This window comes from Bacteroides celer (assembly GCF_002632415.2).
In the GTDB taxonomy this organism is placed as follows: Bacteria; Bacteroidota; Bacteroidia; order Bacteroidales; family Bacteroidaceae; genus Bacteroides.
The window spans coordinates 2610009-2626697 of record NZ_CP178209.1; the positions used below are offsets into that span (position 1 = coordinate 2610009).

Sequence of the window (16689 nt, forward strand, 5' to 3'; positions counted from 1 at the left end):
TAATATTATGAAATGGTTGTATGAGCTATTTAATGTAGACCAGATACGAATTATTTTCGTGTCTATGTTCAGCTCTCTTCTTGCTTATTTGACACCGACCAAAGGCTTTTTGATAGCTTTAGTTATTATGTTCGGATTCAACATTTGGTGTGGAATGAGGGCTGATGGGGTTTCGATTGTACGTTGTAAAAACTTCAAGTGGAGTAAGTTTAAAAATGCTTTGGTAGAGCTTCTTCTTTATCTTGTAATTATAGAGGTTGTTTTCACATTTATGACCTTGATAGGAGACGGTGAGAACTCATTATTGGTAATTAAGACTATTACGTATGTATTCTCTTACGTGTATCTTCAAAATGCGTTCAAAAACTTGATTATTGCTTATCCTAAAAACAAAGGGTTCCGTATTATCTATCATGTAATACGCTTTGAATTTAAACGTGCTACACCTGCACATGTACAGGGAATTATTGATAGGATTGAGAACGAATTAGATAAGGAGGAAAAAATATGAAAGTATTGATTGATAATGGTCACGGTGAAAATACACCTGGTAAACGTTCGCCAGATGGGAGATTAAGAGAGTGGGCGTATTCAAGGGAAATTGCTGATAGAGTAGTATCTGAATTGCGCAAGAAAGGTATTGATGCAGAACGGATCGTGAAAGAAGATACGGATGTTCCTTTGTTTGAGCGTTGCCAACGGGCTAATGCAATCTACAAAGAGACAGGAAAGAAGGCTATCCTAGTTTCTATTCATTGTAATGCTGCCGGTTCCGGTGCAAATTGGATGAACGCAAAGGGATGGAGTGTGTTTGTATCTAACAACGCATCAAGTAATAGCAAGAAGTTGGCTAGTTGTCTGGCAGAGGTTGCAGAGAGTATTCCAGTATCGGTCCGTAAACCTATGCCTGGACAACCATACTGGCAGCAGAATCTTGCTATCTGTCGCGATACGAATTGTCCGGCAGTATTGGTCGAAAACTTCTTTCAGGACAATAAAGAGGATGTTGAGTACCTTTTGTCTCGGGAGGGCAAAGAGGATATTGCTCGGATTCATATTGAGGGTATTGTTAAATATCTAGGCTTATGAAGGCTCTAATCTATATAACCATGTTCATGATGGCGGGAATATGGTTTGCTTCCTGCAAGACTTCCCGGAATATGGAAACTCAAAAGCAGATAGACTATTCCGGTGAATTGAGTCGTATTCAAAGCATGATTGAATCACTGCGAGTAGATGTAAGTAAGCAAACGAAGGTTACTACTGACAAGTTGAGTGATCTGAAGATTGAGAATAAAACAGTTTACTTGTCTGCTCCGGATTCAACAGGAAAACAACATCCGATTAAAGAAAGTACTACTACTGCATCCAAGCAGGACCAGGAACGGACGGAAGTTGATGAAACATTATCTATCACTTTACAGCAGTTTTCTAATAGTCTGGATTCTTTGAATTATAAAGTAGATGCAGTGCTGAAGCAAAAGGAAAAGGTTATTGAACTGTCATGGTGGGATTTACATAAAGATAAAATTTATATAGGTATTATAGTTCTAATAATAAGTGGATGGAGAGTATCCAAGTTGAGAAATAAGTAGTACTTTTACATCGGAATCCCTTTAATTCCAAATCCGCGACGGCGGAAATCATGCCCTGACCGAATGGCCGGGGCTTTCTATTTTGCAATTTGATGTGACATCTCTCTAAATCATAAATTTAAAAACTTACCTTTGTGACGTAACTAAAAGATATAATAATGAAAGATGCTTTAGATATTATAATGAATTTGTTAAATGGAAAGTATAGTCTTACCATAGTAACTATTGCAGGAGTGGTGTTTATTATATTCTTAATATTAAGAATAAGACTTGATTTAAAAATATTTAAGAAACAAACTCGTTTTTCAAAGTTACATGAAAAAAAATGTGAATCTGCTGGAGTCTTATTTTCTAAATTTCAAAAAATGAAATGGGCTGTTGGAAGGTATATAAGTCCTTATGAAAAAATATATGAAGGAGAGCCTTCTAATAAAAAAATAGTAGATAGTTATCAAGCCTTTTGGGAAGCTTATGAATATTTTCAATGTAATATTATATATTTTGAGCCAAAGTTAAGAGATGATATTTATTCTTTCTTTAAGAGTGTTAGAGGAAATATTGATATGTATGCTCAGTTTAAAGAAGATTATGAACACAATAAGAATCATGAACTATGCCAAAATATGAGAGATTTGATAACAAAATCAGACTCTCTGCTTGATGAAATATCTGAAAAATTAGAATTGGATTTTAGAAAGATTATAGGTAATCAATAAATATATGGAGAATAATTACAATCATGACTCCATTCAGGGAAAAAATGAAAGAGGTAGCCAAATAAGCTACCTCTTTGTTTTGTAATCCTTCCGATCAACAACACACACAATCAACACACTCTCAAGAAGGCTTACATAAGATAGTACTAATATATAAATAAAAAGTTCGGTATGGGTATAAAAAAAGTGAGGGGAACCACCCCCTCACTAAAGTCAAACCAAAATAATCCGAATTATGTCCGTATTATCTTGATGTTGCAAAGATACGAATTATTTCAGATTATCAAGTATTTCTCTAATTGCTTTATCTGCGTGCTTTCTCATTATTGTGACATAATTGAAGATTGGCCTATCTTCTTTCATTGATTGACCAATACAGTATTCCAATGTGCTAAGAGGTATGCCAAGATCGTAGCCGTGCTGAACAAAACTTTTTCGGGCTGAGTATAGTGTAAACTTATGCTTAATACCTGCAACTTTCCCTAGTTTGTTAATCTTCCTGGCCAGTAAATTGTAACAGGAGACATAATTCTTATATTTCCCGAATATTATCTTTCCTGTGCTCTTTTTCATGTACTTTTTAATAATGGGTTTTGCTTCTTCAGGTATTGAGAAGGAAATCAGGCAATCACCGTCCTTTGTGTTTTTTGTTTTTTTTCGGACGTAGTTTATTTCATCCGTCCGGAAATCGTATGCAAGTATATCTACTAGGTTCATGCCAGCAAGATAATAAGTAAGCATGAAGATGTCTCGTGTCACATTGAGATTGTAATGCTCTAAATTTGCATCTCTGATTATTTTCAGCTCTTCAACTGTAATCTGTGTTTCCCTCTTTTTCGCTGATGGAATTTTGGCAGTAATGAAAGGATCTACCTCATAGCTTACGTATTTCATTTTTGTTGCATAGTTGATGATGACTTTCAATAGAGTGATGTAGATATTGATTGTTGTGCTTGAAAGCTTTGCTTTCGTCAACCATGATATATATTGGTTTATTCTGATAGGTGTAATGTGTTCCATCAGAGAACCAGTACCAACGAATTGCATAAACTTGTTTGTTGCCAACTTATAAAGTTTGTATGTTGAAGCACGTTCTTCATCGTCAATTTGAGAAAGGTATTCATCTACAATGTCCTCAAATTTGCGATGTTTCTCACCATTTAACGGATTGGTTATCATTTTGACCAGTTGGGAGCATGTAAGAGAGTCAGCATATTCTAGTTTCATATATCTATCGAAATAGATATCGTATAGTTTCTTGATTTGTAGGTTCAAGAAATCTTTATCGGGACGTTTTACCACTTTCCCGTTTTTTAATTCAGAAATAGAGTCTAGTATAATATCTGTTACTATATATCTGGTTTGTGAGTTGTGGGAAACCATAATCCTAACCTTGTGTTTGTCATTTGCCATTTTTTTTGCAGGCAGAATAACTATAGAGAAAGTTGCCATAATTCATTATTTTAAGAATAATCGCCAATTCCCGGACAAGAAAACAGCAACAAAAACTGTTTTTTGGACAAGAATCGGACAAGAAAATAGCGTCAAAAGTGACGTTTTAACTCTCAATTATAGGTACTAATGAAGATGAAAAAAGTTCGGAAACGATATGTAAATAGCTGATTTATAGTATATAAAAATGGCTTCCTAGTTCGTCCGCCGACGAGGAAGCCATTCAACACAAAAACTAAACTAGACTTAACTAAACTATTCTATTCTTGGAATTTCACAATCCCTTTCTGTTCTTTGCAAAGGTAGATATAAAACGGGTTTTGACAAACTATAATCGACAAAAATCACTTTTTTACCGATAAATTCATGAATAATTAGCTCCTTTCGTCAAGAAAAGTCTGAAAAACTTGTTTGTAACTATCGCTGATAGGAATATATGTCTTGTCAAAAACAATACGGCCGCGGTCGATCACGCGTATCTTATCTTTTTGTACGATGAATGAGCGGTGCACACGTATGAAACGGCTGGAAGGTAAAAGTTCCTCCATTGCTTTCATACTCATCAGTGATAGAATGGGTTTGGAGGCATCTTCCGTATATATTTTAATATAATCTTTCAGTCCTTCGATATACATGATTTTCTTCAAGTCCACTTGCACCAGTTTGTAGTCACTTTTCACAAAGATACTGTCTATCTCTTCCGGTTTCTGCACAAGTTCGAACCATTGAAGGGCTTTGTTGGCGGCTTGCAGGAAATCGACGTATGAGATCGGTTTCAGCAGGTAATCGAGTGCATTGACACGATAACCGTCGATGGCATACTGTCCGAAAGCAGTGGTAAACACAATGCGGGTGTGCGGATCTACCATCTTCGAAAACTCCAAACCATTAAGCTCCGGCATCTGGATGTCCAGAAACAGGAGATCGACCTCTTCGCCAGGCAATTCTTTCATTGCCTGAACCGCACTGGAATACTTTCCTATGAGTTGCAGGAACGGGGTTTTATTCACGTAACTCTCTAACAAGCTAAGAGCTAACGGCTCATCGTCAACAATTGCACAACGTAATATCATACTAATTTATATCTAAAGTTCTTATATCCAATGTTTTGAAATCTACTCTTTGATCTTGATGCTTAATCTCGATTCGTATACTTTTTCATCCTTTGAGATGCCTTTCGACCAAGTATAAGCCCCGGGATAAAGAATCTCCAACCGGCGGCTGACTTGCTCCAGTCCCACACCCGAGCCACTTTTATCCTCCACTGTCTTTGGATGATTACTGTTGCGGATTTCGCAAATCACCTCCTTATCATTCTCCGAAAGATGAATACTGATGAAACTCGATTCAGTAGGGGAGATGCCATGCTTGAAAGCATTCTCTATCAATGAGATAAAGATAAGCGGGGCTATAAGCGTCTGGCTGTCGGGCTGAATATCGAATTTAGTAATCATCTGTACATTGGCCGACAAGCGGATGCGCATCAGTTCAATGTAATTCCGGATAAAATCAACCTCTTTGCAGAGAGGAACGTATGTCTGTTGATTATCATATAACACATAACGAAGCAGTTTGCTCAACTCCTGAACTGCTTGTTGCGCCTTGTCCGAATCAAATGCAATCAGTGCATAGATATTATTCAGCGTATTCAGCAGAAAGTGAGGGTTCAGTTGGTTCCGTAGATTTTTCAGTTCCGCTTCCGCACGGTTTCGTTCCGCTTCTTTGCGGGCTGCTTCATTCTGCGTCCATCGCGCGCTCATACGGATAGCGGCACTTAGGCCGATAGTAAATACGAGGCTCAACATATCTCTAAGGAAGAACAACCATCCCGGAGGCATCCCCGGTCTTTTGGATTTTGGCATAAATGACGGATCGAATGTCAGGCTTTGCCAGAGATGTAACAAAATGCCGATGACACATAAAAAGATAATGTTGTAGACGATATATCTTTTGGCCTGACTCTGAAACAGGTAACGGGGAACAAGAATGAAATAATTCACGTAGAACGCAATCATGAAAGAGAGTGGTACAGCAAGATGGCGTATATAGGCCATCCAGTTAATGTTCCCGTTTCCACGTTCAACGAAGAAGAACGGGAAACCGAACATAATCCCCCAGCTGATAATGTGTATCAGTATCTCCAGGGGACGACGTGCGGATGTAAAGGTTTGTTTCATAAAGACAAAGATAATTTTTTTAATTGACAACCGACGGTTGTCAATCAATTATTCGTATCTGATGGCTTCTATCGGGTCTAAATCTGCTGCTTTCTTAGCCGGATACCATCCGAAGAAGACGCCCGTAATGGTACATACTGCGAAGGAAAGGAATACGCTCCACGGCTGGATATAGATAGGCCAATGCGCTACGCTCTTGACAATCCAGCTGGCCCCGCAACCGATAATTACTCCGATGATACCTCCCGTGATACTAATCATGATGGCCTCGATAAGGAATTGGCTTAGAATATCGACTCCACGTGCACCGACGGACATACGCAGACCGATTTCACGGGTGCGTTCCGTAACGGATACATACATGATATTCATAATTCCGATACCACCCACTACCAGCGAAATGCCTGCAATACAAGCCAGCAGGGTTGTCATCAGGTCGGTGGTTGAGTTGAGCATCGTGCTCAATTCCTGTTGGGTACGGATGGTGAAATCATCGTCATCCGAAGCTTTCAGTTTATGGTTGCGACGGAGGATCGTACTGATTTCGTCAGTAGCATAATCCGTCATATCTTCGGTGAGGGCAGAGGCAAACACTCCCTGCAAATATGTAACGGCAAGCAGACGTTTCATCACTGTGGTGTATGGTGCAAGCACTACTGCATCTTGGTCTTGTCCCATAGAGTTGTAGCCTTTGGCTTTGAGCACACCTACCACACGAAGCGGTATTTTGCTGAAACGAATAATCTTACCTACCGGATCACTTCCGTCCGGAAAAAGATTGTCTACTATCGTCTTTCCGATCACACACACTTTGGCCGAACTTTGTATGTCGGCTTCTGTGAACATCTCTCCGTTTTCAACAGTCAGTTGGCGGATGTCGAGATATTCTGTTCCGACACCATTCACGGAAGCCGGGTAGTTGTTGTTTCCGGCAATGAGTTGCCCCGATGATGAAACATTGGGACTGATGGCGGACAGGAAACTTGTCTCATCGCGCAAGGCTTCGTAGTCGGCAAGCTTCAAAGTCTGCATGGCAGACGGGTCCTGACGGACACCTCCACGCATATCGGCTCCCGGATGAATCATAATCATGTTCGATCCCATCTCGGAAATCTGCTGCTGGATGCTTTTCTTCGAACCTTGTCCGATAGCCAGCATCGTGATGACGGAAGCAACACCGATAATGATACCGAGCATGGTTAGAAAAGCACGCAGCTTATTGTTCGCCAATGCCCGGAGAGCTATCTTAAATAAATTAGTTCCATTCATAATGAATAATTTGCTAATTTGTCCATATACTAATGGGGTAATTTCCTGAAGGTATAGTCACCCAAGCTGTTTATTGTACAGCAATCGGCACATTAGTATATCGGCACATTGAATAATTATTAATCCTCGTCGTTTTTCGGCAATGCAGCCAGCGCTTCGGCGGCAGACAGAATTTTCGGATTGGTTGTATCTTCTATAACCTGACCGTCACGCAGACGGATATTCCGGCTGCTATATTGCGAAAGTTCGGGATTATGTGTGACAAAGATAATCGTACGTCCCTCTGCATGAAGCTTTTGAAATAGTACAAGTATCTCGAAAGAGGTACGGCTGTCGAGGTTTCCGGTCGCTTCGTCGGCAAGAATCACTGCCGGATTGTTGACCAATGCGCGTGCGATGGCAACGCGTTGCATCTGTCCACCGGACATCTGGTTGGATTTATGTTCCAGGCGGTCTCCCAATCCTACAGCCTGTAAGGATTCGATGGCACGGCGACGGCGTTCGGAAGCGCTCACGGCAGAGTTGTACATAAGCGGTAGTTCCACATTTTCTACAGCCGTTGTTTTAGGTAACAAGTTGTAGCTTTGGAACACGAAGCCAATCTTCCGGTTTCTTAGTACCGCACGTTGAGGCTTGCTCATCGTACGTACAGGAATATCGTCGAGCAGATACTCTCCGCTGGTTGGGGTGTCCAGACAGCCTAATATATTAAGCAGCGTGGATTTCCCCGAACCGGAAGTCCCCATGATGGTGACAAACTCCCCTTCATTGATATTGAACGAAACGCCCCGCAATGCGTGGACAGTTTCGTCGCCTACCTGAAAGTTACGTTTGATATTTTGTATTTCAATTACTTTTTTCATCGTAAATAATGTGTTAAGAGAGTGTGTCAAAACGCAGATTAACGCAATTTATCGCAGATTATTTCAATTATATTGATATATTAATCAACGACTTATACAATTATTTTTGCGATAAATCGCGTTAATCTGCATTTTATTATTCATTATGGCACCCTCTTTAATAATTATTATTTCTTCTTACTTCCCGGACGGCTAGGCATGAACGGACTTCTTTCTCCGCCACTTTCCTGATTCCCTTCAGCGGCTACATTTTCACCGGGCATTGCTCCTATGGTAGCTTCTGTCACAACTTTTGTTCCTTCGGAAATACCACTGATAATCTCTGTAGATATACCGTTGCTGATTCCGATTTCTACCGGATGAGCGGTGAATGTAGTTCCTTCACGAGTCCAGAGTTTGTGTTCGCCTTCGCAATCTTTTACGATGTCATTATTGCCGATTAGAGGTTTTTCCGGTGTGAATCGCAGTGCTTTGTTCGGAACGGACAACACATCCTTTTTATCAATAATATAGATCGTGACATTAGCCGTCAAACGCGGTTTCAGTTTCAGATCAGGGTTGGGAGCAGAGATTACAACTTCATAAGTAACCACTGTAGTAGTGGTACTTGTGCTGCTCGTGCTGCTTGCGTCTCCCAGACGAATCTGTGTAACTACACCTTCGAATACATCATTCGGATAAGCATCTACCGTGAAGCTGGCACGCTGGCCTTCTACTACGCCGCCTATATCGGCTTCATCCACATCGGCTACCACTTGCATCTGTGTCAGGTCGGCAGCGATGGTGAACAGTGTCGGAGTTTCGAATCCGGAAGCAACGGTTTGTCCTGCTTCCACATCACGGCTGATGACTACTCCGTCAATCGGTGAGGTGATAGTAGCATAAGCCAGGTTACGTTCCGCTTTTGCGAGCGATGCCTTACTGCTGTCATAGCTGCTTTTTGCTTTCTGGTAGTTGTAGAGGGCCTGTTCGAAATCCGTATCACTAATCAGTGACTTTTCATGTAAGCCTTTGCTGCGTTCATAATTCTTCTTCTGATATTCATATTCGGCTTTTGCACCATCGTACGTTGCCTGTTGTGATGCCAGTTCACTTTGCAATGTGGCACGGTCCATTTCGGCAATCAACTGTCCTTTGGTTACTACCGAGTTGTAATCTACGTAAATCTTGTCGATGATACCGGAAACCTGTGTACCGACTTCTACTTCCGTCACCGGTTCGATGGTTCCGGTAGCAGTCACCGAATTTGAAATATCGCCTTTGCTCACGTTGGCAGTGGCGTAGGTGACTTTGTGCTTGGCCGGTGAACCTGCAAAGAACCAGATTCCTGCACCTGCTACCACAACGACTGCCACAGCGATTAAGATAATCTTTTTAGTTTTCATTCGTTTATTATGCTTTTATTTAGATTGCTAATTGATCTCCCTGATAGAACTTCAGCAGTTGCATATTCAGTATGGCCATATATTTAGCCTGAAGCTGTTCCTGCTGTGCTTGCAGCAAGTTATTCTTTTCAGTAAGAAGTTCTATGGTATTCTTCATTCCCAGATTAAACTGTTCGCTAATCAACTCATAGCTGATTTGTGTACTCTTCAACTTCTCGTTTGCTGCTGCATAGCGTTGCTGTGCACTGTTAGCATCCAGCCAGAGTCCTTCAATGGTTTTGTACAGCGTCTTTTGTTCGTCGAGCAAGGATAACATGCTCGTCTCGTATTGCAGTTTAGCTTTCTGTACGGCACTTTTAGTTTGACGGTTATTGAAGATCGGCACACTGACAGATAATCCGATGGAATTGTTCCATCCGTTTTTCACTTGCTCTCCAAAAGTGAAGTCACTGCCGTTGGTATGGTTGGTGCCGATTCCGGCGCTAAGGCTGATCGTGGGAAAATAACTCGATTTGGCAATATCGATACCCAGTTCGGAAGCTTCTACATTAAGTTTGCTCGCTTCAATTTCGGGGCGAAGACTCAATGCACTAATGTACACATCTTTTTTTGTAGGCAATGGAGCCAGTACATTTTCGTCGGACAGGGCGGGGAGATAGATGTTCATTTCATTCTCCCCATCCAGTTCGAGCAGTTGTTTCAGTTGTAATTTGTAATCTTCAAGAGTGGCTTGCGCTGTGACAAGTTGGTATCGGTCTGTGCTCACTTGTGCTTCTAGTTGGGCAAAATCGCTTTTGGCAATGCTTCCGGCGTTCAGAAGTTCCTGTCCGCGGTCGCACTGCGCAATAGAAACTTGCAGGGTACTTTCGTTTACTTTAACAGACTCGGCTGCATAAAGAATCTGGATATACACTTGGGCGATAGATTCCTGAATGTTATTTTCGGAAGTCGCTACGTCCAGTTCGGCTACCTGATTGTTCAACTTTTCCTGTTGGATGGTTTTCAGTCTTTTGTTACCATTATATAGAGTCCACGACGCATTCAGTCCATAATTACCATTGTAGCTTGTTTTGCTGTTACTACTGATAATTTCGCTGCCACTCACCCGGCTACTCGTCTCCTGATACGGACGGTTCACCACTTGCTGGCTGGTAGAGAACGAAAGACTGGGAAACAAGGCAGCCTTAGCTGTCTTCACATCAATCTGCGTGCTAGCCGCAGTGATCCGGTTCTTGCGAATCGTGATGTTCTGCTCTTTTGCGTAGTCGATGCATGACTGCAAATCCCATTGAGCCGGAATTTTCGTTTCTTTCAGCGTATCGACTTGCAGCGGAGAAACTTGGGCGGATATGCCGGACAGCATACCTGCTCCAAGAAATGTCATCACTGTCAATCTTCTTACATTTATCATATTCATACTTCTATTGATTTACTGTTGGCGAAGGTACGTACATATTATATATGCCGCAAAAACGATAGACGGATGACGGATTTTCGCCGTTAAATGTTTTTTTTCTGTCGATAGGCAGGTTTTTGAAGAAAAACACAACAAATCACACAACTTTTTTGACTAGTTGTTTGTTTTAATTATAAAAAATGTATATTTGTACTCATTACAAATTATAACGTCAACATATGAAGAATACACTGCTTACGATCTGGAACTTCTATTTGGAGGGCTTCCGTAGTATGACCTTGGGGCGTACCCTTTGGGTTATCATTCTGCTGAAATTATTCGTCATGTTCTTCATCCTTAAAATGTTCTTTTTCCCTGATTTCCTCCGTGACCATCCTACGGATGACGACAAGGGAACATACGTGGGAAACGAACTGATAGAACGTGCCATCCCCGGTAAATCTACTGATTTTTAACTCTTAAACTACATAGGATTATGATTGAAAGTATTGACACCTCGCTGATCGATTGGTCGAGAGCCCAATTTGCGATGACAGCCATGTACCACTGGATTTTTGTTCCTCTCACACTCGGACTGGCAGTGGTGATGGGAATCATGGAGACGCTGTATTATAAAACAGGCAATGAATTTTGGAAAAAGACTGCCCAGTTTTGGATGAAACTCTTCGGTATAAACTTTGCCATTGGTGTGGCAACCGGTTTGATTCTGGAGTTTGAGTTCGGTACGAACTGGAGCAATTATTCGTGGTTTGTAGGGGATATCTTCGGTGCTCCGTTGGCTATAGAAGGAATTTTGGCATTCTTTATGGAAGCCACATTTATCGCCGTCATGTTCTTTGGATGGGGAAAAGTAAGTAAACGTTTCCACTTGGCTTCCACCTGGCTGACAGGCTTGGGAGCTACGATTTCTGCCTGGTGGATTCTCGTAGCCAATGCATGGATGCAGCATCCGGTAGGCATGGAATTCAATCCCGATACGGTTCGTAATGAGATGGTAGATTTCTGGGCAGTGGCTACGTCACCCGTAGCGGTCAATAAATTCTTCCATACGGTATTGTCCGGCTGGGTGCTGGGCGCTGTTTTTGTAGTCGGCATCAGTTGTTGGTATCTGCTGAAGAAACGTAATCGTGAGTTTGCGCTTGCCAGCATCAAGATTGGTGCTATTTTCGGATTAGTGGCATCATTGCTTTCTGCTTGGACAGGTGACGGTTCCGGTTATCAGATTGCCCAGACGCAACCGATGAAACTGGCTGCTGTGGAAGGTTTGTATGAAGGCGGCACCCATGTAGGTCTGGTTGGAATAGGAGTATTGAATCCGGAAAAGAAGACTTACAATGATGGAAAAGATCCTTTCCTCTTCCGTTTTGAAATCCCCAGCATGCTTTCTTTCCTTGCAGAACGTGATGTAAACGGCTACGTTCCGGGCATTACGAATATCATCGAGGGTGGTTATCAACAGAAAGACGGATCGACAGCTCTTTCTGCTGCCGAGAAGATAGAACGTGGAAAAACGGCTATCGGTGCATTGGCTGCCTATCGTGCTGCAAAGAGTGCAGGACACGAGGAGGATGCTCAAATTGCATATAAAGTATTGCAGGAGAATATTCCATATTTCGGTTACGGATATATCAAAGATGTGAACCAACTGGTTCCGAATGTTCCTCTGAACTTCTATGCGTTCCGTGTAATGGTAATCTTGGGCGGATACTTCATCCTGTTCTTTATTGTCGTTCTCTTCTTTATCTATAAGAAAGATTTAAGCCAGATGCGTTGGATGCACTGGATTGCTCTGCTGACGATTCCTTTGGGATACATCGCCGGACAAGCCGGATGGGTGGTTGCCGAATGTGGCCGTCAACCGTGGGCGATCCGCGATATGCTGCCGACAATGGCTGCCATCTCCAAGCTGGATGTAAGCTCTGTACAAACGACTTTCTTTATCTTCCTGCTCCTGTTTACAGTGATGCTGATTGCAGGTGTTGGAATTATGGTAAAGGCTATCAAAAAAGGACCGTTTTAAGTATTAAGTATCAAGTATTAAGTATGAAGCGTGGCTTCAGATATGCCTTTTGGGCTTTGTTAATACTTGGTACTTGTGATGAGCCTTCAACGGCGAAGCTTAATACTTAATACTTATCACTTAATACTTATTTCTTATTACTTAATATTTTAGCTATATGTATATATTTTTGCAACAATATTGGTGGCTTGTCGTTTCCTTGTTAGGGGCCATACTCGTGTTCTTATTGTTTGTACAAGGAGGTAATTCATTGTTGTTCTGTCTGGGTAAAACCGAAGAACATCGTAAGATGATGGTGAATTCTACCGGACGTAAGTGGGAGTTTACGTTTACTACATTGGTTACGTTTGGGGGAGCTTTCTTTGCTTCTTTCCCGTTGTTTTACAGTACCAGTTTCGGTGGTGCATATTGGCTTTGGATGATTATACTTTTCAGTTTTGTATTGCAGGCTGTCAGTTATGAGTTTCAGAGTAAGGCCGGAAATCTGTTAGGTAAAAAGACATACCGGACTTTTTTGGTGATTAATGGAGTGGTAGGTCCTGTGTTACTTGGTGGGGCAGTGGCTACATTCTTTACCGGTTCTGATTTCTATATTAATAAGGCTAATATGACGGATACCATTATGCCGGTAATCAGTCATTGGGGAAATGGCTGGCACGGATTGGATGCGTTGACCAACATTTGGAATGTAATTCTTGGATTGGCTGTCTTCTTCCTTGCGCGTGTGTTGGGATCGCTCTACTTCATTAATAATATTGATGATAAAGAGTTGACCGATAAATGTCGTCGTGCAGTACGCAATAATACAGTTTTGTTCCTTGTATTCTTTTTGGCATTTGTCATTCGTACATTGGTATCTGATGGTTTTGCCGTTAATCCGGATACACAGGAAATTTATATGCAACCATATAAGTATCTCACTAACTTTATCGAAATGCCGGTAGTGCTAGCTTTATTCCTGATTGGTGTGGTACTGGTTCTTTTCGGCATTGGAAAGACATTGCTTAAAAAGACGTTTGACAAAGGAATCTGGTTTACGGGAATCGGTACGGTACTGACTGTTTTATCTTTATTGCTGGTAGCAGGGTACAACAATACTGCTTATTATCCGTCATATACAGACTTGCAAAGCTCATTAACTTTAGCCAATAGCTGTTCCAGCGAATTTACGCTAAAGACAATGGCCTATGTCTCTATTCTTGTTCCGTTCGTAATTGCATATATTTTCTATGCTTGGCGTAGTATCGATCGTCACAAAATTACCGAGAAGGAAATGGATGAAGGAGGACACTCATATTAATACTTTGTTCGACTCATATATGTTGTCTGTATAGAATTTCAACATTGAGATTCTTGCAGGAGCAAATAAACTCCCCTTATTTAATTCTCTATGTCATGGTAGAGAAGTTAAATGAGGGGAGTTTTTTTATGTATAAGCCTTTTCTATCTTTTCAAATAGATCGCTTTTTATTTGTTGACTATATTCTCCGGCTTTCCGGCGATATAAGCCTGAAGGTTACTGATTGCAATATTCATCAGACGTTCACGAGCCTCGATGGTTGCCCAGGCAATGTGCGGAGTGATGTAGCAGTTCTTTGCAGTTAGTAATGGATTGTCGGCACAAGGCGGTTCAGTAGAAAGCACGTCTACTCCGGCTGCATAAATTTTGCCACTGTTCAAAGCGTCTGCAAGGTCTTGTTCGTTGATAAGCGGGCCGCGACCGGTGTTGATTAAGATAGCTGTCGGCTTCATCATGGCGAGACGGCGTGCATTTACCATTTCGCGTGTCTCCGGAGTAAGCGGGCAGTGCAAACTGATAATATCACATTCGCTGAACAACTGATCTAAATCCATCTTCTTGATTTCCGGTGGTAACTGGAAGTGCGATTTAGAAGTCAATGCATACACTTGCATACCGAAACCGATCGCAACACGCGCTGTAGTATATCCGGTATTTCCCAGTCCTACCAGACCGATTTTCTTTTCCCGCAGTTCCATCAACGGAGTGTCCCAAAAACAGAAATCCTTGTTGTTGGTCCAACGACCTTTATGCACTTCTTCAGAGTGGTGTTGCACTTGTTGAGTGATGTTCAGGATATGCGCAAATACCATTTGAGCAACGGAAGCGGTGCTGTATGAAGGAATATTAGTAACGACGATTCCCCGTTCTTTTGCAGCAGCTGTGTCTACCACATTGTATCCGGTAGCCAACACACCGATATATTTCAGTTCGGGCAGTGCAGCCATGTGGTCTGCATTGATGATTACCTTGTTAGTCAGAATTGCTTCTGCACCGGCTGCACGTTCTAATACCTCTTCCGGAGCTGTACGGTCATAAATTGTACATTCTCCAAGCACCTTCATACCCTCCCAGGATAAATCTCCGGGATTGGCGGCATAGCCGTCTAAAACTACAATCTTCATTTCAATTTCAATATTATTAATATGTTATAATGTTTCCTACTGCTTTATTTTGCTTTTAGCTTTTCTTACAGAAGGGAGTGACTTATTTTACGAACACTTATTTCTTAAATTTGTCTCCCCACAACTGTATCATTCGCTCGGCATGTTTCTGCTCTGCCGGATTGTTTTGCGGTTGCCATATCCGTTTGTCTTTCAATTCGTCCGGAAGAAATTGCTGTTTGACAAAGTTACCTTCATAGCTGTGTGCATATTTATATTCCTGTCCGTATCCCAACTGTTTCATCAGTTTGGTCGGAGCATTGCGCAGATGCAAGGGGACAGGCAGATTACCGGTTGACCGGACTAACTCTAATGCATCGTTAATTGCACTGTATGCCGAGTTGCTTTTAGGGCTGGTAGCCAGATAAATCGTTGTTTCAGCCAAAGGAATCCGTCCTTCGGGCCAACCGATTTTCATCAATGTATCAAAGCACGCATTAGCGAGAAGCAATGCATTCGGGTTTGCCAAACCAATGTCCTCGGAAGCAGAGATCACAAGCCGGCGGGCAATGAAAGCAGGATCTTCGCCTCCTTCTACCATACGGGCAAGCCAGTAGATCGCTCCGTCAGGATCGCTGCCGCGGATAGACTTGATGAAAGCCGAGATAATGTCATAATGCATCTCTCCATCTTTGTCATAAGCCAGTGGATTCTGTTGCAAGCGTTCGGTCACCATTTCATCGGTGATGACAACTATTTCCTCCGTCTCCGATTGTACAACAAGTTCCAATATATTAAGCAGTTTGCGGGCATCTCCACCGGAGAAGCGCAGCATGGCTGTTGTTTCTTTCAATTCAATTTTTAGTTCCTTCAGCACGGTATCCGTAGTGATGGCGCGTTGCAGAAGTTCCAGCAAATCTTCTTTTTCCAAAGATTTGAGTACATAAAGCTGGCAACGGGACAGGAGAGGGCGGATGACCTCGAACGACGGGTTTTCCGTTGTTGCACCAATCAGCGTGACTGTTCCGTTCTCTACAGCTCCTAACAGTGAATCCTGCTGTGACTTGCTGAACCGATGGATTTCATCGATAAACAGAATCGGACTGGACTGCGAAAAGAAACGGTTGCTCTTGGCACGGTCTATCACTTCGCGCACATCCTTCACACCGGAAGTTACAGCACTCAAAGTATAGAAAGGCGTCTCCAGTTTGTTGGCAATGATCTGTGCAAGAGTCGTTTTACCTACTCCGGGAGGTCCCCAGAGAATAAAAGAAGAGATGCGTCCTGCGTCAATCATCTTCCGCAAGATGGCTCCCGGTCCAACTAAATGTTTCTGACCGATATATTCATCCAAAGTTTTTGGCCGTAACCGTTCTGCTAAAGGTTGCATAA

16 protein-coding genes are annotated in these 16689 nt (G+C 42.0%); 7 read left to right on the forward strand and 9 right to left on the reverse strand.

Translation table 11 applies throughout. From position 1 onward, the window contains the following. The first annotated feature begins 7 nt into the window (after positions 1 to 7). The 4 genes from CJF29_RS10475 to CJF29_RS10490 all read left to right on the forward strand — a co-directional run bounded on the left by CJF29_RS10475 (position 8) and on the right by CJF29_RS10490 (position 2311). Positions 8 to 511: a hypothetical protein gene (locus CJF29_RS10475; protein WP_118299488.1), complete on the forward strand. Its 504-nt coding sequence runs from the start codon at positions 8 to 10 to the stop codon at positions 509 to 511. Further along, entirely contained in the window at positions 508 to 1089 is a 582-nt protein-coding gene (locus CJF29_RS10480) for an N-acetylmuramoyl-L-alanine amidase (protein WP_099145819.1), read from the forward strand. The genes CJF29_RS10475 and CJF29_RS10480 overlap by 4 nt, the downstream gene beginning before the upstream one ends. Continuing rightward, entirely contained in the window at positions 1086 to 1595 is a 510-nt protein-coding gene (locus tag CJF29_RS10485) for a histidine kinase (RefSeq protein ID WP_099145818.1), read from the forward strand. Before CJF29_RS10480 ends, CJF29_RS10485 begins: the two co-directional genes overlap by 4 nt. A gap of 158 nt (positions 1596 to 1753) precedes the next feature. After that, positions 1754 to 2311, forward strand: a complete 558-nt coding sequence (locus CJF29_RS10490; RefSeq protein WP_099145817.1) for a hypothetical protein — start codon at positions 1754 to 1756, stop codon at positions 2309 to 2311. A gap of 270 nt (positions 2312 to 2581) precedes the next feature. On the opposite strand, the gene CJF29_RS10495 is transcribed toward CJF29_RS10490, so the two are convergent. The 7 genes from CJF29_RS10495 to CJF29_RS10525 form a co-directional block, all read right to left on the reverse strand. Further along, positions 2582 to 3763 (reverse strand): tyrosine-type recombinase/integrase, encoded by a 1182-nt coding sequence (locus tag CJF29_RS10495; RefSeq protein WP_099145816.1) that lies wholly within the window; start codon positions 3761 to 3763, stop codon positions 2582 to 2584. A 374-nt stretch (positions 3764 to 4137) separates the two neighbouring features. Further along, positions 4138 to 4836: a LytR/AlgR family response regulator transcription factor gene (locus CJF29_RS10500; protein ID WP_099145815.1), complete on the reverse strand. Its 699-nt coding sequence runs from the start codon at positions 4834 to 4836 to the stop codon at positions 4138 to 4140. A gap of 42 nt (positions 4837 to 4878) precedes the next feature. Beyond that, positions 4879 to 5940 carry a sensor histidine kinase gene (locus CJF29_RS10505; RefSeq protein WP_099145814.1) on the reverse strand — a complete coding sequence of 354 codons (1062 nt, stop codon included), beginning with the start codon at positions 5938 to 5940 and terminating at the stop codon, positions 4879 to 4881. A 48-nt stretch (positions 5941 to 5988) separates the two neighbouring features. After that, positions 5989 to 7209 (reverse strand): ABC transporter permease, encoded by a 1221-nt coding sequence (locus CJF29_RS10510; protein ID WP_099145813.1) that lies wholly within the window; start codon positions 7207 to 7209, stop codon positions 5989 to 5991. 119 nt (positions 7210 to 7328) lie between these two features. Next, positions 7329 to 8072: an ABC transporter ATP-binding protein gene (locus tag CJF29_RS10515; protein ID WP_004300330.1), complete on the reverse strand. Its 744-nt coding sequence runs from the start codon at positions 8070 to 8072 to the stop codon at positions 7329 to 7331. 167 nt (positions 8073 to 8239) lie between these two features. Next, positions 8240 to 9457, reverse strand: a complete 1218-nt coding sequence (locus CJF29_RS10520; protein WP_099145812.1) for an efflux RND transporter periplasmic adaptor subunit — start codon at positions 9455 to 9457, stop codon at positions 8240 to 8242. Between the two features lie 19 nt (positions 9458 to 9476). Beyond that, the gene (locus CJF29_RS10525; RefSeq protein WP_176553089.1) at positions 9477 to 10874 is read right to left on the reverse strand and encodes a TolC family protein; all 1398 of its coding nucleotides are present in this window, start codon (positions 10872 to 10874) and stop codon (positions 9477 to 9479) included. 218 nt (positions 10875 to 11092) lie between these two features. Here CJF29_RS10525 and CJF29_RS10530 point away from each other — a divergent pair, with 218 nt between their 5' ends. The 3 genes from CJF29_RS10530 to cydB all read left to right on the forward strand — a co-directional run bounded on the left by CJF29_RS10530 (position 11093) and on the right by cydB (position 14194). Next, positions 11093 to 11329 carry a DUF4492 domain-containing protein gene (locus CJF29_RS10530; RefSeq protein WP_004300334.1) on the forward strand — a complete coding sequence of 79 codons (237 nt, stop codon included), beginning with the start codon at positions 11093 to 11095 and terminating at the stop codon, positions 11327 to 11329. Between the two features lie 20 nt (positions 11330 to 11349). Then, positions 11350 to 12894 carry a cytochrome ubiquinol oxidase subunit I gene (locus CJF29_RS10535; RefSeq protein ID WP_099145811.1) on the forward strand — a complete coding sequence of 515 codons (1545 nt, stop codon included), beginning with the start codon at positions 11350 to 11352 and terminating at the stop codon, positions 12892 to 12894. Between the two features lie 157 nt (positions 12895 to 13051). Beyond that, positions 13052 to 14194: a cytochrome d ubiquinol oxidase subunit II gene (gene cydB / locus CJF29_RS10540; RefSeq protein WP_004300336.1), complete on the forward strand. Its 1143-nt coding sequence runs from the start codon at positions 13052 to 13054 to the stop codon at positions 14192 to 14194. Positions 14195 to 14361: 167 nt separating this feature from the next. Here the strand turns inward: cydB and CJF29_RS10545 are convergent, their stop codons facing one another. Next, the gene (locus CJF29_RS10545; protein WP_099145810.1) at positions 14362 to 15318 is read right to left on the reverse strand and encodes a D-2-hydroxyacid dehydrogenase; all 957 of its coding nucleotides are present in this window, start codon (positions 15316 to 15318) and stop codon (positions 14362 to 14364) included. Positions 15319 to 15415: 97 nt separating this feature from the next. Next, the gene (locus CJF29_RS10550; protein ID WP_099145809.1) at positions 15416 to 16687 is read right to left on the reverse strand and encodes a replication-associated recombination protein A; all 1272 of its coding nucleotides are present in this window, start codon (positions 16685 to 16687) and stop codon (positions 15416 to 15418) included. Between the last annotated feature and the right edge of the window lie 2 nt (positions 16688 to 16689).

Coding starts and splice junctions, on each gene's coding strand:
- CJF29_RS10475 (WP_118299488.1), top strand. CDS start 8: ATGAAATGGTTGTATGAGCTATTTAATGTAGACCAGATACGAATTATT.
- CJF29_RS10480 (WP_099145819.1), top strand. CDS start 508: ATGAAAGTATTGATTGATAATGGTCACGGTGAAAATACACCTGGTAAA.
- CJF29_RS10485 (WP_099145818.1), top strand. CDS start 1,086: ATGAAGGCTCTAATCTATATAACCATGTTCATGATGGCGGGAATATGG.
- CJF29_RS10490 (WP_099145817.1), top strand. CDS start 1,754: ATGAAAGATGCTTTAGATATTATAATGAATTTGTTAAATGGAAAGTAT.
- CJF29_RS10495 (WP_099145816.1), bottom strand. CDS start 3,763: ATGGCAACTTTCTCTATAGTTATTCTGCCTGCAAAAAAAATGGCAAAT.
- CJF29_RS10500 (WP_099145815.1), bottom strand. CDS start 4,836: ATGATATTACGTTGTGCAATTGTTGACGATGAGCCGTTAGCTCTTAGC.
- CJF29_RS10505 (WP_099145814.1), bottom strand. CDS start 5,940: ATGAAACAAACCTTTACATCCGCACGTCGTCCCCTGGAGATACTGATA.
- CJF29_RS10510 (WP_099145813.1), bottom strand. CDS start 7,209: ATGAATGGAACTAATTTATTTAAGATAGCTCTCCGGGCATTGGCGAAC.
- CJF29_RS10515 (WP_004300330.1), bottom strand. CDS start 8,072: ATGAAAAAAGTAATTGAAATACAAAATATCAAACGTAACTTTCAGGTA.
- CJF29_RS10520 (WP_099145812.1), bottom strand. CDS start 9,457: ATGAAAACTAAAAAGATTATCTTAATCGCTGTGGCAGTCGTTGTGGTA.
- CJF29_RS10525 (WP_176553089.1), bottom strand. CDS start 10,874: ATGAATATGATAAATGTAAGAAGATTGACAGTGATGACATTTCTTGGA.
- CJF29_RS10530 (WP_004300334.1), top strand. CDS start 11,093: ATGAAGAATACACTGCTTACGATCTGGAACTTCTATTTGGAGGGCTTC.
- CJF29_RS10535 (WP_099145811.1), top strand. CDS start 11,350: ATGATTGAAAGTATTGACACCTCGCTGATCGATTGGTCGAGAGCCCAA.
- cydB (WP_004300336.1), top strand. CDS start 13,052: ATGTATATATTTTTGCAACAATATTGGTGGCTTGTCGTTTCCTTGTTA.
- CJF29_RS10545 (WP_099145810.1), bottom strand. CDS start 15,318: ATGAAGATTGTAGTTTTAGACGGCTATGCCGCCAATCCCGGAGATTTA.
- CJF29_RS10550 (WP_099145809.1), bottom strand. CDS start 16,687: ATGCAACCTTTAGCAGAACGGTTACGGCCAAAAACTTTGGATGAATAT.